We start from the raw sequence: 23,267 nt of genomic DNA on the forward strand, positions 1-23,267 counted from the left end.
TCAATCGGTCGGTCTTTAGCGCCAGAGTTTCACGCTGGTCCGTCGACCATGCCTGCGATCCGGGCATCGAGATAGCACTCCAGCGCTTGGGCTACAGCATTTGCAATCTCAAGCGCGCTCGGAGCAAGATCCGATGCTGTAATGGCGTTAGCAATCCTGTTCTCGAGCGCGATCACCCGCCGATCATTCAACACCACGATATAATTGATGACATGACAGCGCGTGACAATATCGGCGAGCGCTGCTGCAAGCGGGTTAGCAGTGCTCGCGGATTGAGACAATTGCGTCGCGCGCTGCTTCAGAAGATCGCAGCTGAACGCTCTGATCACGCCATCAACCAGCTGCTGATCCGTTGGGTGAGTCGCCCGCAGGTGGGCAAGAGTAGAGTGCAGCCTCATCGCGCGCTTTTGGTTCAGAAACATCTACCGTGCTCCATCAGCCTGAATGAACAAGCGCGGCATGTGCGGAAATCCACTGTTCAGTTTGTATCAGTATCGGAGCTACACGACAGACCTATGTCAGCGCATCGGCCTGCAGCATGAGCAAACGCAATATCGTAAGGGTCAAGCATGGTTGAGAGTGAGGTCTTGGAGGTGAGCGCATGCCCGTTGAACTATCGAATTCCTGCCGATGCCTTGAACGGTCCTCCTGCGTCACAAACCCACGTTCTCTACGTGGTTGGCGGTCTCTACGGGAATCGATTCGCACTCGATGCGATCGAGATGTTCGCGACGGCCGAGACGGAGCCAGTCGAAATCGTCGTCAATGGGGACGCTCACTGGCTCAACGCGCGGACGGATGATGTCGGGGCGCTCGATAGGCGACTCGCGCGCTATCCGGCGATCAAGGGCAATGTCGAGGCGGAGCTGGCGAGAGGAGCAGGCAGCGCCGGGTGCGGATGTTCCTATCCGTCCGATACCGATCCTGGGGTCATCAAACGATCCGACGCGATCATGGCTACGCTGCAATGTGCCGCTGAGTCGCTCCCAGGGGTGAGAGCGCGCTGCGGAGCTTTGCCGCAAACGCTAGTTGTTGCGGTTGGGGCGGCGCGAGTCGGGATCGTACATGGCGACACAACCTCGATTAGCGGCTGGGCTTTCGCTCGAGAAAGCCTCGATGCCCCCGGCCAGAGGGCGTCACTCAGAGAGATGCTCTCCGTATGCAATGTCGATATCCTTACGAGTACGCATACCGGCAGACCCGCAATGCGGAAGTTGAGGACCGGCTCTCGCGCTCGTCTGCTCGCGAACAACGGCGCCGCTGGCATTGGCCATTTCCCGGGGGAGCCCTGCGGGATCATTACCCGCATCGCGACGTACCCTGCCCCCTTTGCCTCAATATATGGCGCCGTCGTCGACGGTGTGTATGCCGAGGCTGTGGCCGTCCGCTTCGAACGGGAGCGGGTGCTCACGTGGTTCGACTCTATCTGGCCTAGCGGATCGCCCGCAGCGATTGACTATCGTCCAAGACTCGTAGGCGAGGCACGCGATGAGATTCTGATGGCAACCCCGAGGACGCTCTTCTGAAGCGCAGGGGCGCGAATACGTTCCACTGCAGGTCGGAGAACTTCAAAAGGAATTTGATTGACATTCGCTAGATGAACTTTGGAGCAGCGAGAATGATAGTAGACGGTGGGGTTCCCCGGAAGCCGCAAGCGAACTGTGCAATGCTTTCGGCGTTTTGGCGCAGGCGTTCGCGGCAAATTCTATGCAGAGGACGTTAAGGTGGCTGAGAAGAAATTTCGGGAAACACTGCGGCCTCTCGGCACCCCAAAAATTCGCGTTTTGCGCCTTGCCGGCCCCTCGTTGATCCTGCCTATATCGTCGATAAGCTTTACGGCCTCGACCGCAATGTGCGAATGGCGACCGTCATCGGTCTTTTCGGTGCTTGCGGTATCGGCCAGCATACCAAGGGCCGGTACAATCTTCGTCATCTTCGCCACCGTCAAACTTTTCGACAAGATATTAGCCCGAATTCCGGCAAGGCTCATCGCATGAGGCGCGACTCAATGCTAGAAAAGCCCGTCGCCGTCAGCAAGGCGGACGAACGGCGCAAGCCTGCTCTCGGCCCACCTGCGTAAGGTCGGTGGCCTGCTAAGGGAACAATCGCTCAAAATGGTCACCCGTACTATCACCTCCGAGACAGGGATCGCCCGCTACCTCCAGATTGCCGACGAGTTCGACCGAGAGATCCGCAGGCGCTACGAAGTGGGACAGCGGCTGCCGGGCGAGCACGAACTGGCCGAGCGATTTGGCGTCAATCGCCACACCTTGCGCCATGCCATCGACACGCTCGAGGGGCGGGGGCTCGTCGTCCGCCGGCACGGAGCCGGTACTTTCGTGGTGGCCAAGCCCGTGAATTATCTAGTCGATGCCGCATCGCGCTTCACTGAGAACCTAGTGAAAGCCGGGCACAGCACGGAAAGTCAGCTCATTCGGAAGGTGATTGTCGAAGCCCGCGGAGGGGTGGCTAAGCGCCTCAACCTGCGCGATGGGGAGAAGGTCTTCGCGATCGAGACCTTGCGCCTCGTCGACGGCGGGCCGTTCTGCGTCATCTCACACTTTCTACCCTGGTCGATCGGCACTGCGGTGTTCGAGGCGTACAACGGCGGCTCGCTGCACACACTGATCGCGCGCAAGACGGCCAAGAAGCTAAAGCGTGTGCTGAGCCTAGTCACGACCGTGACGGTGGAGGCGAACGACGCCGCGCTGCTTGCCATTTCCCCTCAGCATTGGGTGCTGAGGGTTAAGAGTGTCAATGTCGATGCTGCCGGCGGCAAACCAGTCGAGTACGCCGTGACGCGTTTCCGCGCCGATCGGGTCGAGCTTGCGATCAAGATCCCGTTGGGTTCATGATCCGCAGAGAGTCAATCCGATGAGAGAGTAGCGGCCTTAATTATGTTAACAAATCTGTGGACCAACCACAGTGCATGACTGCATCGCGGCACCCGACGCCAGAACACGTAGCTGCGGCACGAAGGTTCGGCCGGCAGGACCTTTAGCGCGGGGTGATCAACCTCTTCCAGCAATTGCCGGCGCGTCACCGGCGGATCGGGCGCGCTTCGTTGAGATGCGTCATCAGATCGGTGATCGCCGCGTTGACTTCCAAAAGGCTGTAAAAGATTCGATGCCGCAAGCGCCCCAACATCCATCGCTCGACGATGAGCACGGCTTGCTCGACACCCCATAGCTCTTCGTCCTGACCGTGTCGAACTCTGCGTCGAATTGGGTGATGGCCCTCACTCCGCTTTGCGCCTGAATGCGGGTGTTCGGCGTCACCTCTCCGTCATGTGGTCGCGATAGCATCGTACGCGTGTTTGGGTACTTGTTAGCACAGCGCTGCGGAACGTCTGATCTTTAGAGGAGAACCTATGCAATGGCGCTGATCAAAAGTTATAAGGAATTCTGGCCATACTATTTATCGCAGCATAGCCAGCCCAGCACGCGATACTGGCATTACCTCGGTACGTCGATGTTCTTCGCTTGCCTTATTGCAGCAGCTTATACCGGCATCGCGTGGTTCGTGCTGCTGGCATTTCTCTTCTTCTATGGTCCAGCTTGGGTCGCGCACTTCGTGATCGAGCATAATCGTCCGGCCACCTGGAAATACCCGATTTGGTCGTTCATTAGCGATATAAGAATGTGTTTGTGTTGGTTCACCGGAAATTTGCATCGTGAGTTCAGGCGGACTAGCGTCAATATCGATATTACGAAGGGCGCTGTGGATGCAGTTCCTGCAGAAAAGCGATAGCTCGGAATTGTTTTCGATTCCGACTGGCACTTCCCGCGCAGGCATTCCTTCTGAAAGTGCATCGCTGCGGCTCAGCCGCTTTCCCCGCGTTAGTGAGCCTCCGATCTGTGGTTCGACGACGGCCTTCGGCCGCAAGACCGCAGATGGATACTTCAAGTGGACAACTCCCGGTTTCATGCTGCTTTAGTGGCGTCGAAAACGCGTCTGCAGCAGCACTACCGATAAAGGAGACGCCGTCCGAACCACCTTCCGAAGGATCCACGAGCCAGCGGGGCAAGCGTTTTCGGGGCAACTGCGGAAAGCATCTCCGAGTTGTGGTCCGAACTGCACCCACCAGGGGCCAACCGGCGAGACATTGTTGCAAGGCGGCAGATCAAGCAGGAGCCTTCGGACCTCTACAGTGACCAGTACGGGCTCGATCTTCGGAATTTGCAGCCAAGCCTTTGAAACGCCGCCATAAGCGCTGGAACCGTAACCAGCAGGTCGTCGCTTCTGTCGCTTGAAATGAGACTGGTTCGCTGGTTCGCTACCGGTATCAAAGAAAATCTTAGCGTCCCTTACGCCACTGTCTGGAGCAGCAATTTGAGATGGTTGCAGGTCCCCGCAACCAAATTCGGATTTTACCGGATCCGAGACGAAAATGGCCCGCTTGATGCGGGCCATTTTTGTTTTGGGGACAGCACGTTTGTTTTGGGGACAGCACGCGGGGCTGGAGGAGCGATGCCTGCTCGCTTGCCCGACGGCTCTGACAAATCCCGCAGCCAAAACAACGGGATCGCTACTGTGCATGGGGTTGTTTTTCGCCCCTTTTCGACAGGGCTGATCATCTCTGGCCCGTACGCCACGGCTAGGTCAGAAACGCCCGGAACCGCCGCAACGCGATCACGAAGAAGACGCTGCCGATCACGGCGAGCGCGAGGAGCTGCGGCCACACCGATTCCAGGCCCGCGCCGCGGAACAGGATCGCCTGCGCCAGCATCACGAAATGCGTGTTGGGCGCCGCCAGCATGATGTCCTGGACGAATTGCGGCATGCTCTCCCGCGGCGTCATGCTGCCCGAGAGCGTCTGCAGCGGCAGCAGGGTCATCATCAGGAGCAGTCCGAACTGCGGCATCGATCCGGCGACGGTGGCGAGGAAGATGCCCATGCTGGTGGTCGCAAACAGCTGCAGCGCCGCGCCGAGCAGGAACAGCGCGACCGAGCCGTCGATCGCCACCGCCAGCCATCCCTTCACCACGAAGACGATCGACAACGCGGAGGCCGCCAGCACCACCAGCCCCATCGACCACACCTTGCTGACCATGATCTCCAGCGGCGTGACCGGCATCACCAGCAGATGCTCGATCGTGCCGTGCTCGCGCTCGCGGATCAGCGCCGCGCCCGTCAGGATGATCGAGAGCATGGTGATCGAGGTAATGAGCTCGTCGACGGCGCCGAACCAGGATTTCTTCAGCTCCGGGTTGAAGCGTGCCCGCAAGGCCAGCTCGATCGGCGCGGTCTGCGCATTGCGCGCCCGCGCCAGGAACTCCGCGATCTCCGCGTTGACGATCTGCTCGATATAGCCGCCGCCGTTGAAGGCCTGCGAGATCCGCGTTGCGTCGATGTTGAGCTGAATCGCCGGCGACTTCCGGGCCAAGAGGTCGCGCTGGAACTCCGGCGGGATGTTCAGCGCAAAGGTGTCGAGCCCCGCGTCCATCCGCCGGTCCATTTCATATTGCGAGATCAGGCGCGGCTCGGAAAAGTACGGCGGCGTGAATGCCAGCTCGATGCGGCTCGAAACCGGGGAACGGTCCTCGTCGACGATGGCGATCGCGGCGCGGTTCAGGGTTTCCGGCAGCGCCTTGGCCCCGGCATAGATCGCGAGCGTGAAGGAATAGAAGATGAGGACGAGCAGCATGGGGTCGCGCACGAGGCCGCGCAATTCCTTGACGCCGAGCTGAAACACGTTGTCGAAGCGCATGGTCACCGGGCCTGTTTCTTCAGCAGCATTGCGCCGGCGATCACCAGAATGGGCACCATGACGGCGAGCGCCAGCAGATCGTTGTGGAGCGTGTCGAAGCCGAGGCCCTTGGAGAATGTGCCGCGCGAGATCGTGACGAAGTAGGTGGTGGGATAGAGCTGTCCGATCGCGGCTCCCAGGCCCTGGAGCGACGAGACCGGATCAATCAGGCCGGAATATTGGATGGCGGGAATCAGCGTGATCAGGACGGTGCCGAACAGTGCGGCGATCTGGCTGTTCATGAAGGCCGAGATCACCAGCCCCATGCCGGTGGTTGCCGTGACGTAGAGCAGCGCGGCGAGCGCGTAGGTCGAAAAGCTCCCGGTGAAGGGGACGCCGAAGACGGTGAGCGCGAAGCCGACCAGGAGCAGGAAATTGGCGAATGCCAGCACGATGTAAGGCAGCTGCGTGCCGAGCAGGAACTCCAGCCGCGTCACCGGCGTCACGTAGAAATTGACGATGGAGCCCAGCTCCTTCTCGCGCACCACGGCCAGCGCGGCGAGCACTGCCGGGATCAGGACCAGCAGCAGCGGGATGATGCCCGGTGCCATGGCGACGACGCTGATGACATCAGGATTGTAGCGGTAGCGCAACTGGAGTTGATAGGCGCCGGCGACCGCCGCCTCGCCATAGAGTTCGCGGCCCTTCTGCGCGAGCCACGTAGCATGAATCGCCTGTGCGTAGGACCGCAGCGTTTCGGCCCGCGTCGGGTTGGCGCCGTCGACCCAGGCGCCGATCTCGACATGGCGGCCGCGGCTGACGTCGCGGCCAAATCCCGGCGGCAACTCGATGGCAAGGCCGATCTCGCCGGCGCGCATGCGGCGGTCGAGATCGGCGTAGTCCGCGATCGGAGCTTTCTGGGTGAAATAGCGCGAGCCCGCGATCTGCAGGCTGTAGTCGCGGCTGATCGCTGTGTCGTCGCGGTCGAGCACTGCGAAAGTCAGGTTCTCGACGTCCATGCTGATGCCGTAGCCGAGCACGAACAGCAGCAGCACGCTGCCGAGGATCGCGAGCGTGGCGCGGATCGGGTCGCGCCGCAGCTCGAGCGTCTCGCGCCGGGAATAGGCGAGCATGCGCGTCGGATTGAAAGCAGCGTTGCGGCGCCGGGGCGGCGCGGCGACTGCCGGCGGGGGCGGCGGCGGGGCTGCAGCCTGCTGCCCCGCCGGCTCCGCTGTATCGGCGATCGCCCCTTCCAGGCAGGCGATGAAGGCCTGCTCAAGCGTCTCGGTGCCGTGCGCAGCCACGATTGCTGCGGGAGAGTCCGACGTCAGCACCTTGCCGGCATGCATCAGCGAGACCCGGTCGCAACGCTCGGCCTCGTTCATGAAATGGGTCGAGACGAAGATGGTGACGTTGTCCTTGCGGGAGAGCTCGGCCAGGATCTGCCAAAAGCGGTCGCGGGCGACAGGATCGACGCCGGAGGTCGGCTCGTCCAGGATGAGGATGTCGGGCGCATGGATCATGGCGACCGCGAGCGACAATCGCTGCCTCAGTCCAAGCGGCAACGCATCGGGCAGGGCGTCTGCGATGTCGGCAAGATCGAACCGGGCGATCATCTCGTCGATGCGGGCGGTGATGGTGTCCGCCGGCAGCTCGAACAGGCGCGCATGCAGATCGAGGTTCTGCGCGACCGTTAGCTCGGAATAGAGCGAGAAGCCCTGCGACATGTAGCCGATGCGCCGCCGCACCGACATGTCGCCGGCATCGATGGTCTTGCCGAACAGCCGCGCGGTGCCTTCGCTGACGGGCAAGAGACCGGTCAGCATCTTCATGGTCGTGGTCTTGCCGCAGCCGTTCGAGCCGAGGAAGCCAAAGATCTCGCCCTTCCTGATGCGAAAGCTGACGTCGTCGACGGCAACGAAGCTGTTGAAGCGCCGGGTGAGGTGATCGGCCTCGATCGCGATCTCATCATGATCCGGGCCGCGCGGCGGAATCACGACGTCGCTATGGTTGCCGCGATCCGCTTCCGGCAGCAGACGGATGAAGGCCTGGTCGAGCGTATCGGCGCCGGTCTGTCGCTTCAGTTCGGCGGGCGTGCCGGTCGCCAGCACGCGGCCGGCATTCATCGCGATCAGGAAATCAAACTGCGCAGCCTCTTCCATGTAGGCGGTCGAGACGATCACGCTCATGCCGGGCCGGCTGTTGCGGATCGCGCTGATCAATTCCCAGAACTGGCGCCGCGACAGCGGGTCCACTCCGGTGGTCGGTTCGTCCAGGATCAAAAGCTCGGGATCGTGAATCAGGGCGCAGCACAGGCCGACCTTCTGCTTCATGCCGCCGGAGAGTTTTTCCGCCGGCCGGTCGGAGAAGGGCGTGAGCCCGGTATCGCGCAGCAGGCCGGCAATGCGCCTGTGCCGCTCCGCCCTGCCGTGTCCGAACAGGCGGCCGAAGAAGTCGATGTTCTCGAACACCGACAGCGTCGGATACAAATTCTTGCCGAGACCCTGCGGCATGTAGGCGATCTCGGGACAGACGGTGCGGCGATGCCGCGCGCTGGCCATGTCGCCGCCAAGCACGTGGATACGGCCCTCCTGGATCGCGCGCGCGCCCGCGATCAGGGCGAGCAGGCTTGACTTGCCGACGCCGTCGGGGCCGATGATCCCGACCATGCAGCCGGACGGCAGGTCGAGCGTGATGGACTCCAGCGCCCGGCTCTTGCCATAGCTCAGGCCCACGCCGTCCAGATGCACCACCCTGCCGGCGGCAGCCGGTGCTTCGGCTGCGGCAGTCGTGGTCATCGCGTCAGCCTGATCTTGAGGTTGTCGGGCCATTGCGCGCCCGGGTCGAGCCGCACATAGGCCATGCCAGGCAGGCCGGTCTTCACATGCTCGATGTGCTGGCGCAGCAAATCGGGGGCGATGTGCGCCTTGATGCGGAACATCAGCTTTTGGCGTTCCTCCTCCGTTTCGACGGTCTTCGGCGTGAATTGCGCGACGTCGGCGACGAAGGTAGCCTTGGCGGGGATCACATATTGCGGGATGGCGTCGAGCACGAGCCGGACTTCGGCGCCGATCGCGACGCGGCCGGCAGCGGCCGTCGGCAGGAAGAATGTCATATAGACGTCGCCGAGATCGACCATGTTGAGAACGCGGCCGCCGGCGGCGAGCACCTCGCCAGGCTGCGACACGCGATATTGCACGCGGCCGTCGCGCGGCGCCTTCAACACGCTGTCGTCGAGGTCGGCGTTGATGCTTTCGATCGCGGCCTTTGCCGCATCGACCGCCGCGCCGGCATCGATCACCATGGCGCGGGAGGAACTGATCGCCGCTTCCGATGCCGCGACCTGGGCCTGCGCAGCTGCGAGCGCCGCCTTTGCCGTGGCGTTTGCTGAGCGGTCGTCGTCCAGGACCTGCTGGGACACGGCATTGGACTTGATCAACTGCTCGGAGCGATCGAGCTTGCGGCTCGTGGTGTCGAGTTGGGCGATGCGTTGATCGACCACGGCCTCCGCCGCCCTGCGTTCGGCTTCGCGCTGGTTCACAAGGCTCTTCGCAGTCTCGACGTTGATTGTCGCGCGTTGCAGCTGCGCCTCGGCCTGGCGGCGCTGGGCCTGCAGCTGCTCGGTATCCATGCGTGCCAGAACCTGGCCGGCGGTGACGAAATCGCCTTCGTTCACCAGAATCTCGCGAATCCGTCCCGGGGTCTTCGTGGCGATGTCGATCTCGACTGCCTCGATGCGGCCGTTGCCGCGAGCGAAACCCGGTGGCAGCGCGTCGGCGTCGCGGTGCTGCCAATAATAGTAACCGCCGGCCGCGAGCAGGAAGGCGAGCACGGCGACGACGCGACCCGGTCTGAAGTTCATCTGTCCTAACGCCGTGCGGCGGCGCCCATTGTTGAACACGAACGCCCGGCCGCTGATTGCGGCAACGGGCGCCCTCAAGATGGCAGCAAATTGTGCGCCGCAGCTTGATGCAGATCAGACCGAGGCGCGAGGTGCCCTGCCTCTATTTCGGGCCTGCGCTTCATCATGTCCACTCGTCCGCCCTGATTGTCGAGCGGACGAGCGATTGCTGAACAGATGGTCGTCCGGCTCAGCCGGGTCGTCTCACTTCACCAGCGGGCAACCGCCGTCCTTCAGCGGCCGGAACGCCTGGTCGGCGGGAACTTCAGCGAGCAGCTTGTAGTAATCCCACGGCCCCTTCGATTCCTCCGGTTTCTTGACCTGGAACAGGAACATGCTGTGCACCATGCGGCCGTCCTCGCGCAGCACGCCGTGTTCGGTGAAAGCGTCCTTCACCGGCAGCTCGCGCATCTTCGCCATCACCGTCTTGGTGTCGCGGGTGCCGGCGGCCTGCACTGCCTTGAGGTAATGCAGCGTGGCGCTGTAGGTGGCGGCCTGATTCATGGTCGGCATGCGCTTGACGCGTTCCATGAAGCGCTTGCCGAAGGCGCGGGTCTTGTCGTTGAGGTCCCAATAATAGGCCTCCGTGACGATCAGGCCTTGCGCCAGCTTGAGCCCGAGGCTGTGAACGTCGGAGATGAACATCACGATCGCGGCCAGGTTCTGCCCCCCGGCGACGATGCCGAACTCGCCGGCCTGCTTGATCGCATTGATGGTATCGCCGCCGCCGTTCGCGAGGCCGATGATCTTGGCCTTGGACGCCTGGGCTTGAAGCAGGAACGAGGAGAAATCGGCGGTGTTGAGCGGATGCTTGACGCTGCCCAGCACCTTGCCCCCGGAGGCCTTCACGACATCGCCGGTGTCGCGCTCGACCGAATGGCCGAACACGTAGTCGGCGGTCAGGAAGAACCAGGTATCGCCGCCGTTCTTGACGATGGCGCTGCCGACCGTGTGCGCGTTGGCGTAGGTGTCGTAGGTCCAGTGCGCGGTGTAGGGCGAGCAGGATTTCCCGGTGATATCGGAGCTCGCCGCATCCGTCACGATCATGATCTTCTCATACTGCTTCGACAGCTCCATCACCGCGAGCGCGGTCGCCGAGGTCGGCAGGTCGATGATCATGTCCACGCCTTCGGTCTCCCACCACTTGCGGGCGATGGTGGAGGCGACGTCGGGCTTGTTGAGCACGTCGGCGCTGACCATCTCGATCGCTTTGCCGAACATCTGACCGCCGAAGTCCTCGATGGCCATTTTGGTGGCTTCGACATTCCCCATGCCGCCGATGTCGGAATAGACGGACGAGAAGTCGGCGAGCACGCCGATCTTGAGCGGTGCTTGCTGGGCGAAGGATGGGCTGATCGCGACCGCTGTGAGTGCGGCCGCCAACGCGGCCCGCATAATAATCCGGCACATGGCATTTCCTCTAATATTATAGTTGGTGCGCGGGCCCAGATTGCCTCGGCGAAGTGCCAATACTTGCGTAACGGCGCCACGTCCCCGGCCGAATTGACGCGGCCGATCGTGCCGACTACGTTTCGCGCAAGCATCGGAAGCTCTCGATTGCAATGGCCGAGCCACTGCTGTCGGCGGTAACCAGGCAAATTGCAGATTCAGGGGACGGAAATGACCGGCGACACCGCAGCCACCATCTCGAAAGCGCGCGAGCATTCGATCGGCGATCTGCTGCGCCGATCGGCGGGCCGCGAGCCGAACAAGCTCGCGGTGAGCTGCGGCGATGTGAGCTGGACCTTTGCGGAAATGGACGCAATCTGCAACCGGCTTGGCCGCGGCCTGCTCGGCCTCGGCGTCAAGAAGGGCGACCGCGTCGCCGTGCTCTCGCGCAATTCGCATGCCTTCGCGGCGCTTCGTTTCGCACTGGCGCGGATCGGTGCGGTACTGGTGCCGATCAACTTCATGCTCAATCCGGACGAGATCAATTTCATCCTGAAAAGCTCCGGCGCCAAGCTGCTCGCGACGGGTCCCGATTTCGTCGAGCCCGCGCGCGCGGCCAGCGCCAAGGATTGCGCCGTCGAGAAGATGATCTGGCTGCCGGGCGAGGATCCGGCCGCTGCGCCTGCGGGCCTCACCACATTCGCCGATCTCCTCGACCCCGACGGCTCGTTTCTGGACGCGTCGGTCGACAGCCGCGATCTCGCGCAGATCGTCTACACCAGCGGCACGGAATCCCTGCCCAAGGGCGCAATGCTGACCCATGAAGCCGTGATGTGGCAATATGTCAGCTGCATCATCGACGGCGGCATGAACGCTGAGGACAAGTTCCTGCATGCGCTGCCGCTCTATCACTGCGCGCAACTCGACGTTTTCCTGGGCCCGCAGATCTATCTCGGTGCATCCGGCGTCATCACGGGCAAGCCCACGGCCGATAATATTCTGGCCCTCATCCAGGCGCACAAGATCACCTCGTTCTTCGCGCCGCCGACGATCTGGATCGCGATGCTGCGCTCGCCGAACTTCGACAAGAGCGACCTGTCGACGTTACAGAAGGGCTATTACGGCGCCTCGATCATGCCGGTCGAAGTGCTGCTCGAGCTCCAGCGCCGCCTGCCGAACGTCAAGTTCTGGAATTTCTATGGCCAGACCGAGATCGCACCGCTCGCGACCGTGCTGCGGCCGGAGGACCAGTTGCGCAAGGCCGGCTCGGCCGGCAAGCCGGTGCTCAATGTCGAGACGCGAGTGGTCAACACCGCGATGGAGGACGTCAAGGTGGGCGAGGTTGGCGAGATCGTGCACCGCTCACCGCACCTGCTCTCGGGCTATTACAATGATCCGGTGAAGACCGCAGCCGCGTTCTCCGGCGGCTGGTTTCACTCTGGCGATCTCGCCACCATCGATGAGGAAGGCCACATCACCGTGGTCGATCGCGTCAAGGACATGATCAAGACCGGCGGCGAGAACGTTGCCAGCCGCGAGGTCGAGGAGATGGTCTACCGCATCCCTGAGGTTTCCGAGGTCGCCGTGGTCGGCCTGCCCGATCCGCGCTGGATCGAGGCGGTGACCGCCATCGTCGTGGTCAAGAGCGGCGAGACGCTGGACGAGGACGCCGTCATCAAGCATTGCGCCGCCCAGATGGCGCATTTCAAGGTGCCAAAGCGGGTCATCTTTGTTGATAGTCTGCCGAAGAATCCGAGCGGCAAGCTGCTCAAGCGCGAACTGCGCCAGCGCTTCGTGGGTGGCGAGACGCTCGACAAGGCGGTGCAGACGAGCTTCGGCACCTGAGAGGGAGCGCCTCCCATGAAAGCCTGGCAGATCGCGAGCGACTGGTCGATCGAAGGAATGGAGCTGGCCGATCTTCCCGAGCCTGCGCCCGGATCCGGCCAGGTCGCGGTGCGGATGAAGGCGGCCTCGCTCAACTACCGCGACCTGCTGACCGTGCAGGGCAAGGGCGGCGTCACCAGATTGCCCCTGATCCCGTTCTCGGATGGCGCGGGCGAGGTGGTCGCCGTCGGCGAGGGCGTTACGCGCGTTGCGGTGGGCGATCGCGTCTGCCCGATGTTCTTCCAGTCCTGGATCGACGGAAGAGTTTCCGCGACCAGCCGCCGTTACGCGCTCGGTGGCACGCGGCCGGGGGTTCTGCAGGAAGTGATGGTGCTCGACGCCGAGGGCGTCAGCCACATTCCATCGCATCTGTCGTTCAAGGAAGCTGCGACGCTGCCCTGCGCCGGGCTGACCGCCTGGCGGGCGCTGTTTGAAGAAGCAAACGTCAAGCCCGGTGACACCGTGCTGGTGCAGGGCACCGGCGGCGTCTCGATTTTCGCGCTGCAGTTCGCGAAGCTCGCCGGCGCAGCCGTGATCGTGACGTCGTCGAGCGACGAGAAGCTCGAACGTTCGAGGGCGCTCGGCGCCGACCACACCATCAACTATCGCTCGGTTCCGGAATGGGGCAAAGCTGCGGCAGCGTGGACCGGCGGCGGCGTCGACCATATCGTCGAGGTCGGGGGCAAGGACACTTTCTCCCAATCACTGGAGGCAGCGCGCGTCGGTGGCACCATTCTGGTGATCGGCATACTCACGGGCGTCTCGCAGCAGATCGCGATCTCGAGCCTGTTCGCCAAGAACCTGCACGTCATCGGCCTCTCGGTAGGCAGCCGGCGCATGTTCGAGGCCATGACGGCTGCGATCGGACGCAACAGCGCGAAGCCGGTGATTGATCGGGCGTTCAGCTTCGATACCGTTCCGGACGCGCTGCGTCTCATGCAGCAGGGCGGACACTTCGGCAAGATCGTGGTCGAGTTCGCCTAGCCGGCGTCGCCAGCGAGCTTCCTGACATCGTCAGGCGTTTGTCTGAAGCGCCGGCGAAACACGCGATGGAAGTACGAGACGTCGTGAAATCCCGCAAGATGCGCGATCTCGATGATCTTGCACGTGCGCATGGCAGGGTTTCGCAGCAGACGTTCGGCCCGCAGCAACCGCTGCTCCAGCACGAAGCCGCTATAGGTGATGCCGGCTTGCTCGAACAGCAGTTGGATCGTGCGTGGACTGACACGGTGCGCTGCTGACAGGACGGAGAGGGACAGCGCAGGGCTGTCCAGCTGCGCCAGGATATCGGCCTTGAGGGTTTCGAGGCGCGCCGCGGCGAGGCCGCGCGTCCGAGCTTCCTCAGCGACATCGCCGCGGGCTCCGATCATCAGCACCGACAGGTCGAACAGATGCTGTGAGACCGCATCGAGCTCCGCGGGCGCGAGCTCGCGGGCATAAGCATGCGCGAGATCATAGTATCGCAGGAACATCGACGCGATGGGGCTCGCGCCGGGGATCGATTGCGCAATCAGGTCTTCGGCGTTCGGGCACACCCGCAACAGCGCCTTGCGCGGCAGGAGCGCGGTCTGGAAATTGCCATGCTCGATCTGGGTGACGCGGGCGCCCTTGATCGAGGGGTCGCCTATGGTGATGTCGCCGGCCGCGATCTCCAGCGGACGTTGGCCCATGGCTCCGCTCAACGGCGAATTAGGCGACATCGTAATGATCAATTCGTCGTTCGTCCCCAATGACACAAATGACATCGGCGTACCGAACGAGGCCGAGAGTCTGACGCGGGGAAGAATGGCGGGCGCAATGGTCCGGTGAACTCGCCCTTCCCCGACCGGCACGAAATCGACGTTTGCCACCTGACGGCAAAACTGCTCGCGCCATCTTTCATAGACCGGGCCGTTCGGGTCGCCATCAAAGGAGAGTTGAGGCTGAATCATCAATCGTGAAACGCAGGTATGCTGGCAGTTTCGGCAGGTTGTATCGTCAGCCGCCGTGCCGCAACGGCAAAAGCGGCGGATTGCGTGAAAAGCCATTCGGGATGACGCAGTGAGACCGCGACCGGGTGCCGCAGCGGGTGTGCCCGGATCGCAACAGGCACTGTCGTTGTCGCTCTCTTTCATTTCAGTCCATTCGCTGGTTCGTCCCCCGCCACGAACGCGCATCGCGTCCCCCCTATCGTGACCAGCGAATGATCGACCGATCGGAAAGGAAAGATTCGATGACACGTCGTGTGCGCAATCTGTTGCCGGTTCTGCTGGCGCTTGGTCTTGGTGCGGTTTGCGCCGCCGATGCATCCGCCGCCGATCTTGCGCTGAAGGCGCCGCCTGCGCCGCCGCCGGCCGCCTTCAGCTGGACGGGCTTCTATGCCGGCGTTCACGCCGGATACGGCTCTGGCGAGGGGAATGCTGCGTCAGTCGATCCAGGCGCGCTTCTGGCGCTGTTTCCCGGGGTGAACAATCTGACCTCGACGGCATCGGCCCCGTTTACGTTCGGCGTCGACCGGTCCGGTTGGCTGGGTGGATTGCAGGCTGGCTACAATTGGCAAACCGGCCATTTTGTCGCCGGTGTTGAAGCCGACGTCAGCGCTGCCGGGATTGGCGCACGCGAATCGAGCTCGTATGCGTTGCGCCCGGTTTTCCTCGTCGGCGATTTCGACAACTACACCGGTACGGTGACGGTGACCCAGAACGTCGATTATCTCGGTACGCTACGCGGCCGCCTTGGCTACGCCAGCCACAACTGGCTGTTCTACGCGACAGGCGGCCTCGCCTGGGCGCATGTCAAGGCAAGTCTCGACAGCACGCATGTCAGATTGACCAACAATTTCCCGATGCCGGGGCTTCCGGGCGCACTGGATGGTCATGCCTCGGCAAGCGGTTACAAAATCGGGTACGCAGTCGGCGGCGGCGGAGAGTGGGCGTTCACGCCGCATTGGTCGCTCAAGGCGGAGTATCTTTATCTCAACCTTGGTCGTCAGCTCTCCTTGTCCATTCCCGGGACCAGCCTGATGCCCAGCGACATCGAGCTTCACACCTTCAGGATCGGTTTGAATCGGCAGTTTGCGCCGTGACTCCGGTGCTGGTGATGAAGCTCAGTATTTCTTCACCGCCGCTCCGAACGCCAGCCATAGCGCCATGGAGGCGAGCCCGAAGCCGCCGAGCAGCAGGAAGGTCGGGCCGTAGCCGATCCATTGCGCGATCCAGCCGCCGAGCGCAGGGCTCAAGCTGGCGCCGACCCCCTGTACGGTGATCACGGCGCCCTGGCCGAGATTGATGCGGCCCGTGCCGTTGAGCGCGCGCGCGACCATGCCGGGAACGGCAACCGTCTGCAGTCCGGTGCCGATGCCGTCGAGCACCTGCATCGGCACGACTCCCCACCATCCCGTGACGAAGAAGGCGAGCACGCCCCGGATGGGCAGGAACATGAAGGACAACAGGATGATCGGCCAGTAGTTGCGCCTGCTCGCGGCCTTCATTGCAATCAGTGAGGTCACGATCATCACGCCCTGTGCGATCACGACGGTGGTCGCGACGAAGCTGGGACCGTTGGCCTGTCCCTCCGCCACCGCAGCAAGTCCGTAGAGCGGAACGATGGCTGCGTTGCCGAGGTGAAACAGCGCCAGCGAGAGTGCCAGTACGAGCAGCGCCCGGTGCTTGAGCAGCATCGTGAACGCGTCCGGCGCGCTGTCCGGATCATCCTCCTTGCTGCCACGCGCGGCACGGTCGTCGATCGTCTTGGCCGGAATCATCATGACGCAGGCGATCGCGATGGCGCCGAAGACGGCGGCCAGTGCGAACACGGCGACATAGCCGAATTTGTAGCCGAGGTAGCCCGACAGCGCGGCGCCGACCATATTGCCGGCATGGTTGTAGGCCTGGTTGCGGCCGTTGAGCTCGTTGAAGCCCTTCTGCTTGGCAATGCCGAGCGTGATGCCGGTGACCGCCGGCACGATCGCGGCGCTCGCGAGCGATTGTGCGACTTGCGAAAACGTCACCGCCCAGAAATTCTGCGAGATCAGGATGATCGCAGAGGCCGAGACCACGCAGATGCCGGGGATGACGACCCACATTCGCTTGTTGCGACTGGAATCTATGAAGCCGCCGATCGGCGTCGTCACCAGCATGCCCGCAACGTTGCCGATCGTCATCGCTGTGCCGATCAGGCCGGTCGCCCAGCCGCGTTCCTGGAGAAAGACCCCCACGAACGGCCCGATGCCCGACTGCATGTCGGCCATGAAGAAGTTGAGCGCGAACAGGGGCCAGATGCGGGACGAGGAAGGGCGCGATGTCATAGGCACGCTAAACTTGGTCGGAACTCGCATCACGCGGCAATGGGCGGGCTTGTGGGTGCCCCGAGGGACGGCGGGACAGAACTCAACCTGCGCCAATCGCGTTGGTTCCGGTTGCTCTTGCTATCGGGCGACCGCATCTTCATGCCTTGCTCCGACAACCTCATGATGGATCACCGCAATGCCACTCTGGACCTGCGCAACCTGCGGCGCTCAATTTCCGAACAGCAAGATGCCCCCGACGACCTGTCCGATCTGCGAGGACGAGCGACAGTTCGTCGGCTGGAGCGGTCAAAGCTTCCTTACGCGCGAGGAGCTCGCGCGTAAGCACCGACTGGTGGGGCGCGATGATTTTGGCCTCACCGGACTAGGCATGGAGCCGAGCTTTGCGATCGGGCAGCGCGCGCTGCTGGTGCCTCAAAACGACGGCTGCGTGATGTGGGATTGCATTCCGCTCGCGACCGACGACGCCATCCGATATGTCGCAGCACTCGGCGGGCTGAAGGCGATCGCGATCTCGCATCCGCATTATTATGGCGCGGTCGCCGACTGGAGCGACACGTTTGGCGGCGTGCCGGTCTATCTGCATGCCGACGATCGCGCCTTCGTCACGCGACCTCATCCCGCGATCGTGCATTGGACCGGTGACCATCATCGCATTTCCGACGACGTGCTGCTGCTGCGCACCGGCGGCCATTTCGCCGGCGCCACCGTGCTCCACTATGCACACGGCGCCGACGGGAAGGGCGCGCTGCTCACCGGGGATATCGCGCAGGTGACGATGGACCGGCGCTTCGTCAGCTTCATGTACTCCTATCCGAACTACATGCCGCTCAATGCCGCTGCGGTGCGGCGGGTCGCGGCAGCCGTCGAGCCGCTTGCGTTCGATCGGATCTACGGCGCCTGGTGGGGCCGCAACATCGCTGGCGGCGCCAAGGCGGCGTTTGCTGCGTCGGTCGCACGTTATCTGGCCGCCATTGCCTGAGCGGCGCCGACAGGATCTATCTTGCCGGGCATCAATAAGTGTACTATAAGTACAGTTATGGAATCTGCCGCAATGGCGCGGCAGGTACGGCATGATCGATGCATCGCTATAAGTGCGGCGCTCCAGGGCTGCGTGAGCGGGAGTTGGATGCATGACGGCACAGCGGGACTACGAGATATTCGATGCCGGCCACGTCGCACTCCGGTCGGGGACCGTCTTTCCGTCGCTGAAGCTCGCCTACAAGACCTACGGCACGCTGAGCCCCGCCAGGGACAACGTCATCCTCTACCCGACCTCGTTCAGCGCGCAGCACACCGACACCGAATGGCTGATCGGACCCGATCGCGTGCTCGATCCGACGCGGTACTTCATCATCATCCCGAACCTGTTCGGCAATGGCCTGTCATCTTCGCCTTCGAATACGCCCGCGACCTTTCCCGAGGTGACTTATCACGACGCCATTGCGGTCCAGCACCGGTTGCTCACGGAAAGCTTCGGCATCTCAAAGCTGGCCCTCGTCTATGGCTGGTCAATGGGCGGCATGCAGGCCTATCACTGGGCGGCGCTGCACCCCGACATGGTCGAGCGCGCCGCGATCGTTTGCGGCAGCGCCCGCTGCGCGCCCTACAATCACGTCTTCCTGGAAAGCGTGAAGGCTGCAATCACCGCCGATCCCGCCTTCCGCGACGGACGCTTCGCCGAAAGGCCCGTCGCCGGCTATCGCGCCATGGGTCGCGTCTACGCCGGCTGGGCGATGTCGCACGGCTTTTATCGCGACGAGCTCTGGCGCGAGGCGGGCTTCACTTCGCTGGAGGATTATCTCGTCCGCGCGTGGGACGCGACTTTTGCGCGGCGCGATGCCAACGATCTCCTGGCGCAGATCGGCATCTGGCAGAATGGTGACGTCAGCCGGTGCCGGACATTCGGGGGTGATCTCGATCGTGCCCTGGCGGCGATCAAGGCCCACATGCTGCTGATGCCGGGCGCGACCGATCGCTATTTCGACCTCCGCGACAACGAGGATGAGCTCGGCCGGCTGGTCAATGCGAGGTCGGCGGTGCTGCATCCGATCCCGTCACTGCACGGCCATCGCGCCGGCAATCCCGTCAACAATCCGCGCGATCAGGCTTTCATCAAGGCCGAAATCGCCGAGCTTCTGAGCAGGTAGAGCAGGAAATCCAGCATGAGCGACGCAACCGTTCCAGACACTGGTCATCGCCTCAAGCCGCTGACGCCGGCCATGCTACGCGAATTGTCGGTGCGCTCAAACCTCAGGGGGGCGGCGCAGAGCCTAGGCCATTACGGCGTGATCTTGCTGATGGGCGCGCTGATCTGGAAGATTTCCTCGAGCTGGGGCGTGCTCTGGGCTCTGCCCCTGATGGTGGTGCAGGGCTATGTCGTCGCCTTCCTGTTCATGGCGGTGCACGAGACCGCGCACAAGACCGCATTCAGGAGCCGCGGCCTCAATCTTGCCGTCGGCCATCTCTCCGCCTTCATCATCGGTCTGCCTTACGAATATTACTGCCTGTTTCACTGGGATCATCACCGCTACACCCAGGATCCGGCCAGGGATCCCGAGCTGATCGTCGGGGTGAAGCCGACGTCCGACACGCAGCTTGCGCTGGCCTATAGCGGCCTGCTCCAGGTCGCGGGCCGGCTGCAGCTGATGCTCGGCCATGCGCTCACCGGCAAGGTCACCGTGCCGTGGATCCCCGAGAGCAAGCGCGCGACAATCGTGACGGAGGCGCGAATCTATCTGGCGCTCTATGCCCTGCTGCTCGCGCTTTCATTCTGGTTCTCCTCAGCGCTGCTGCTCTGGGTCTGGATCGTGCCGCTGATCATCGGGCAGTTCTTCCTGCGGCCATACCTCTACGCCGAGCATACCGGCTGCGACCAGACCCGCAGCGCCTTCCATAACACTCGCACGACCTACACCGGCGGGATCGTCAAATGGTTTGCGTGGAACATGCCCTACCATGTCGAGCACCACGCTTATCCATCGATTCCCTTTCACGCGCTTCCGAGGCTGAACGGGATCGTCGATGGCGAGATCGTCCATCGTGGTCGCGGCTACATCAGAACGACGCGCGAAACCTGGGCCTGGTTTCGGCGGCAGCGGCAGACCGGCTAGTTGCGCAAGCTCTCCCCGTGCGTTTTGCCGGCTTCCGATAAGGAGCTTCACTACGCGTTCATCACGGCGTGAGGATTGGACGCGTCAACCCGATACCGTTTTTCCGTGCGGCGAGAGCGACCTAAAATTTCGCAAGGATATCAGTTGTTTAGATGGCCGAAAAACAGCGCTAACAATTCCCTTCCAATCGGGAAAGTTTTAGCCGTCTTCTATTCATAACCAAGCGAGACCGCCGCTCTAGCGTGAAAGCCGTCAACCGGGAGTTTGATGATGAGCGCGACAAGAGGCCGTCTTCTGGTGGTGGACGATGATCTGGTGCAGCGGGTTCTGATCAGCAAGATCGGCTCGAAGCTCGGCTATGATTCCGTCGTTGTTCCTTCATACGAGGCTGCAATCGAGCTTCTGGCGCGCGAAGCCTTCGACATCATGGCATTGGACCTGTCGCTCGGCGAGCGGGACGGCGTGGAGCTGTTGCGGTTCGTCGCCGAGCGGGATCTCCGCGCGATGTCGATCGTGATCATCAGCGGTTGCGACGATCGCATCATGAAGGCAACGCGCCGGGTTGCCACAGGACTGAAGCTGTCGCTCGGCGGATGTCTGACCAAGCCGCTCGATCTCAACCGCCTGCGCTGTGCACTCGAATTGCCGCGGCGCTTGCCGCTGGCTGCGGCGTCGGCCTCGCCAGCGCCTCGGATCACGCGGGACAGGATTGCGCGTGGGCTCGCCGAGCGCGAGTTCTTCGTGGAGTATCAGCCCAAAATCGCCCTTCAGACCGGGAGAGTCGTCGGCGCGGAAGCCCTCGCGCGCTGGCGTACCGCCGAGTTCGGCATGGTCTCGCCCATGGTCTTCATTCCGATCGCCGAAGAGGCTGGGCTCATGGGCGAGGTGACCGATTGCATACTCTCATCGGCGATGTCGCAGGGCCGCAAGCTGATCGAGCGCAATCCCGGTTTCACCATCGCCGTCAATATCTCGGGTTCATTGATGTCGGATCTGACCTTGCCGGAACGGATCGAGGCGATCCTGCGCCAGGAGGGCGTGCCTCCGTCCTCGCTGACGGTCGAGATCACCGAGACCACCGCAATGGCCGACGTCGACCGTGCCAACGACATTCTGGTGCGTCTGCGGCTGAAGAAGATCGGCACCGCTATCGACGATTTCGGCACCGGCTATTCGTCGCTGGCTGCCCTGGCGCGACTGCCGTTCAGCGAACTCAAGATCGACCAATCCTTCATCAAAGGTTGCGAAGCCGATGACGACATGATGAAGATCGTCGATGCCTCCGTCGCGCTTGCGAAGGCGTTCAATATGAAGGTCGTGGCCGAGGGGGTCGAGAGCTCGCACGCGCTTGAAATCATCCGTCGGGCAGGCTGCGACGTCGCCCAGGGCTACTACTTCGCACCCTCGCTACGGCGTTCGCGCGCCGAACGATGGATATTGGAGCGCAATTCTCTTGCGGACGAGCAGGCTGCGTCCGCAACGGCCGCTGCTCTAGCGAGCTGAGACGACGAGCCCCGGTCGCGGAGCGACCGGGGCTGCGCCAGCCGATAGCTGTGCTCAGTAGATCCCGTAGGCGCAGACATTCACGACGCGCACGCGCAGGCCATGACGGGTCCGGACCAGGCGCTCCTGGTAGCAATTGCTGATGCCGGTGTTGACGTAGAGACCGCCGAACCCGAAGCCGGGACCCCAGTAGTGATGATGACCCCAGGGGTGACCATGGAAGCCGCCGGCCGAAGCGGCGGTGGGGGCGAGAGCGGCAACGCCGAGCGAAGCAGCGGCGATCAGACCAAGTGCAAGCTTACGAAACATCTTCATTCTCCATTGGCGCTAAGGCCGTTGTTGTGTCCCTGCATCTCGGTCGAGCCGAAACTCGAATGCGTTCACGACGCGAGGGAAGAATCGTGTTTCAGGATTGTTTCTTGGGCTGCGGCAAAATGCGCCGCCATCGGGCTTATTGCACCGCGCGATAGCGCACGCCCATGGCCTTGATCAGCTCGGCCATCTTGTCGCGCAGATCGGCGGGCTCCAGCACTTCGGCCTCGGGGCCGAGCCGGAGCAATTCGGCCGCGGCGTGCCACGAGGTCTTGCCGACCGGCACTCGTGCGATGCGCCAGCCATCTGCATCGGGAGTCTCTTCAAGCTGCATGCGTGCCTTGACGTAAGGCTGGCTCAGCGCGTCGAGCAGTTTGACGCCGAACGGCGACAGCCGGACGGTCGCGACATTGGGATGCATCTCGGCCTCGAGCCGCAGCGTCGCGGCCCGCCAATAGGCGGCGAGATCGAAGCCGGCGGGACGATCGAAGCGGTCGTCGAGCGCCGTGCAGTCGAGCACGCGCGCGACGCGATAGGTGCGCACGCTGCCGTCGACATCGCCGGCGAGATACCAGCTGCCGCCCTTCAGGACGAGGCCCAGCGGCCCGATCCGGCGCTGCTTCTCCGCGCGCCAGCTCCGATAACGGATCTTGATCAGCGTGTCTCGCAGCACGGCCCCGGCGATCGCGCGCAGGTGCTTTGGGTTTTCCGCCTCGCCGAACCAGGTCGGTGCGTCCAGGTGAAAACGCCCCTGCATCCGACCGGCGTCTTCGCGCAAATTGGCGGGTAGAGCGGCCATCAGCTTGTTCTGCGCTGCGAGCATCGCCGCGTCGAGCCCGAGCGCTGCTGCCGGGCCCGGCAATCCCGCCAGGAACAGCGCGCCTGCCTCGCTCTGCGACAGGCCGTTCAGCCGCACGCGATAGCCATCGAGCAGGCGATAGCCGCCGTCCGCGCCGCGGTCGGCGTAAACGGGAATGCCTGACGCGGCAAGCGCATCGATGTCGCGGTAGATCGTGCGCACCGAGACTTCAAAGGCGTCCGCCAGTTCGGGCGCGGTGACCCGGCCCCTGGCCTGGAGAGTGGTGAGGATCGACAGCATCCGGCTCGCGCGCATGGTTCCTTAAACCATACCTGACACAAGATGTCAGGTATGGTCCGCTACAAGCTGCGTCGTCGCCAAAAGGCCAGATG

20 protein-coding genes and 1 pseudogene are annotated in these 23,267 nt (G+C 62.9%); 11 read left to right on the forward strand and 10 right to left on the reverse strand.

From position 1 onward, the window contains the following. Positions 1–29: 29 nt before the first annotated feature. Positions 30–422 (reverse strand): hypothetical protein, encoded by a 393-nt coding sequence (locus ASG57_RS16530; RefSeq protein ID WP_024340635.1) that lies wholly within the window; start codon positions 420–422, stop codon positions 30–32. A gap of 147 nt (positions 423–569) precedes the next feature. On the opposite strand from ASG57_RS16530, the gene ASG57_RS16535 reads away from it, so the two are divergent. The 3 genes from ASG57_RS16535 to phnF all read left to right on the forward strand — a co-directional run bounded on the left by ASG57_RS16535 (position 570) and on the right by phnF (position 2,855). After that, complete coding sequence (locus ASG57_RS16535) at positions 570–1,526, forward strand: hypothetical protein (RefSeq protein WP_057196840.1); 957 nt, start codon at positions 570–572, stop codon at positions 1,524–1,526. A 198-nt stretch (positions 1,527–1,724) separates the two neighbouring features. After that, complete coding sequence (locus ASG57_RS37840; RefSeq protein WP_156402716.1) at positions 1,725–1,997, forward strand: hypothetical protein; 273 nt, start codon at positions 1,725–1,727, stop codon at positions 1,995–1,997. A gap of 117 nt (positions 1,998–2,114) precedes the next feature. Next, positions 2,115–2,855 (forward strand): phosphonate metabolism transcriptional regulator PhnF, encoded by a 741-nt coding sequence (phnF, locus tag ASG57_RS16545; RefSeq protein ID WP_024340632.1) that lies wholly within the window; start codon positions 2,115–2,117, stop codon positions 2,853–2,855. A 95-nt stretch (positions 2,856–2,950) separates the two neighbouring features. On the opposite strand, the pseudogene ASG57_RS36785 reads toward phnF, so the two are convergent. Next, a pseudogene (locus ASG57_RS36785) lies at positions 2,951–3,180 on the reverse strand (IS21 family transposase); the annotation flags it as partial. A gap of 195 nt (positions 3,181–3,375) precedes the next feature. Between ASG57_RS36785 and ASG57_RS16550 the strand changes: the two are divergent. Beyond that, positions 3,376–3,750: an Mpo1-like protein gene (locus tag ASG57_RS16550; RefSeq protein WP_063997002.1), complete on the forward strand. Its 375-nt coding sequence runs from the start codon at positions 3,376–3,378 to the stop codon at positions 3,748–3,750. Positions 3,751–4,597: 847 nt separating this feature from the next. Here ASG57_RS16550 and ASG57_RS16555 read toward each other — a convergent pair. The 4 genes from ASG57_RS16555 to ASG57_RS16570 form a co-directional block, all read right to left on the reverse strand. Beyond that, positions 4,598–5,710 (reverse strand): ABC transporter permease, encoded by a 1,113-nt coding sequence (locus tag ASG57_RS16555; RefSeq protein ID WP_028145946.1) that lies wholly within the window; start codon positions 5,708–5,710, stop codon positions 4,598–4,600. Between the two features lie 2 nt (positions 5,711–5,712). After that, entirely contained in the window at positions 5,713–8,487 is a 2,775-nt protein-coding gene (gene rbbA, locus ASG57_RS16560; RefSeq protein ID WP_024340630.1) for a ribosome-associated ATPase/putative transporter RbbA, read from the reverse strand. Beyond that, positions 8,484–9,551 carry an HlyD family secretion protein gene (locus ASG57_RS16565; RefSeq protein WP_024340629.1) on the reverse strand — a complete coding sequence of 356 codons (1,068 nt, stop codon included), beginning with the start codon at positions 9,549–9,551 and terminating at the stop codon, positions 8,484–8,486. Before ASG57_RS16565 ends, rbbA begins: the two co-directional genes overlap by 4 nt. Before the next feature lie 243 nt (positions 9,552–9,794). Further along, on the reverse strand, positions 9,795–10,985 hold the full coding sequence (locus ASG57_RS16570; protein WP_162250063.1) for an ABC transporter substrate-binding protein: 1,191 nt from the start codon (positions 10,983–10,985) through the stop codon (positions 9,795–9,797). Between the two features lie 225 nt (positions 10,986–11,210). On the opposite strand from ASG57_RS16570, the gene ASG57_RS16575 reads away from it, so the two are divergent. Beyond that, positions 11,211–12,824: an acyl-CoA synthetase gene (locus tag ASG57_RS16575; RefSeq protein ID WP_024340627.1), complete on the forward strand. Its 1,614-nt coding sequence runs from the start codon at positions 11,211–11,213 to the stop codon at positions 12,822–12,824. Between the two features lie 15 nt (positions 12,825–12,839). Further along, positions 12,840–13,847: a zinc-dependent alcohol dehydrogenase family protein gene (locus ASG57_RS16580; RefSeq protein ID WP_024340626.1), complete on the forward strand. Its 1,008-nt coding sequence runs from the start codon at positions 12,840–12,842 to the stop codon at positions 13,845–13,847. On the opposite strand, the gene ASG57_RS16585 is transcribed toward ASG57_RS16580, so the two are convergent. Beyond that, entirely contained in the window at positions 13,844–14,533 is a 690-nt protein-coding gene (locus ASG57_RS16585) for a helix-turn-helix domain-containing protein (RefSeq protein ID WP_230646621.1), read from the reverse strand. The two genes, ASG57_RS16580 and ASG57_RS16585, sit on opposite strands and share 4 nt — an antisense overlap. A 386-nt stretch (positions 14,534–14,919) precedes the next feature. Between ASG57_RS16585 and ASG57_RS16590 the strand changes: the two genes are divergently transcribed. Continuing rightward, entirely contained in the window at positions 14,920–15,927 is a 1,008-nt protein-coding gene (locus ASG57_RS16590) for an outer membrane protein (protein ID WP_155248551.1), read from the forward strand. 21 nt (positions 15,928–15,948) lie between these two features. On the opposite strand, the gene ASG57_RS16595 is transcribed toward ASG57_RS16590, so the two are convergent. Then, positions 15,949–17,148 carry an MFS transporter gene (locus ASG57_RS16595; RefSeq protein WP_024340623.1) on the reverse strand — a complete coding sequence of 400 codons (1,200 nt, stop codon included), beginning with the start codon at positions 17,146–17,148 and terminating at the stop codon, positions 15,949–15,951. Between the two features lie 178 nt (positions 17,149–17,326). Between ASG57_RS16595 and ASG57_RS16600 the strand changes: the two genes are divergently transcribed. The 4 genes from ASG57_RS16600 to ASG57_RS16615 all read left to right on the forward strand — a co-directional run bounded on the left by ASG57_RS16600 (position 17,327) and on the right by ASG57_RS16615 (position 21,764). Beyond that, complete coding sequence (locus ASG57_RS16600; protein ID WP_024340622.1) at positions 17,327–18,130, forward strand: MBL fold metallo-hydrolase; 804 nt, start codon at positions 17,327–17,329, stop codon at positions 18,128–18,130. A 151-nt stretch (positions 18,131–18,281) separates the two neighbouring features. Next, a complete protein-coding gene (locus tag ASG57_RS16605) occupies positions 18,282–19,298 on the forward strand; it encodes an alpha/beta fold hydrolase (protein ID WP_024340621.1) in 1,017 nt (338 codons plus the stop codon). A gap of 15 nt (positions 19,299–19,313) precedes the next feature. Then, positions 19,314–20,261, forward strand: coding sequence for a fatty acid desaturase (locus tag ASG57_RS16610; protein WP_024340620.1), 948 nt, complete (start codon positions 19,314–19,316; stop codon positions 20,259–20,261). A gap of 270 nt (positions 20,262–20,531) precedes the next feature. Then, a complete protein-coding gene (locus ASG57_RS16615; RefSeq protein WP_162250062.1) occupies positions 20,532–21,764 on the forward strand; it encodes an EAL domain-containing response regulator in 1,233 nt (410 codons plus the stop codon). A 54-nt stretch (positions 21,765–21,818) separates the two neighbouring features. On the opposite strand, the gene ASG57_RS16620 is transcribed toward ASG57_RS16615, so the two are convergent. After that, a complete protein-coding gene (locus ASG57_RS16620; protein ID WP_024340618.1) occupies positions 21,819–22,073 on the reverse strand; it encodes a hypothetical protein in 255 nt (84 codons plus the stop codon). Positions 22,074–22,215: 142 nt separating this feature from the next. Continuing rightward, the gene (locus tag ASG57_RS16625; protein WP_028145947.1) at positions 22,216–23,190 is read right to left on the reverse strand and encodes a helix-turn-helix transcriptional regulator; all 975 of its coding nucleotides are present in this window, start codon (positions 23,188–23,190) and stop codon (positions 22,216–22,218) included. Between the last annotated feature and the right edge of the window lie 77 nt (positions 23,191–23,267).

The sequence above is a fragment of the Bradyrhizobium sp. Leaf396 genome, from assembly GCF_001424605.1.
GTDB lineage: Bacteria > Pseudomonadota > Alphaproteobacteria > Rhizobiales > Xanthobacteraceae > Bradyrhizobium > Bradyrhizobium japonicum_C.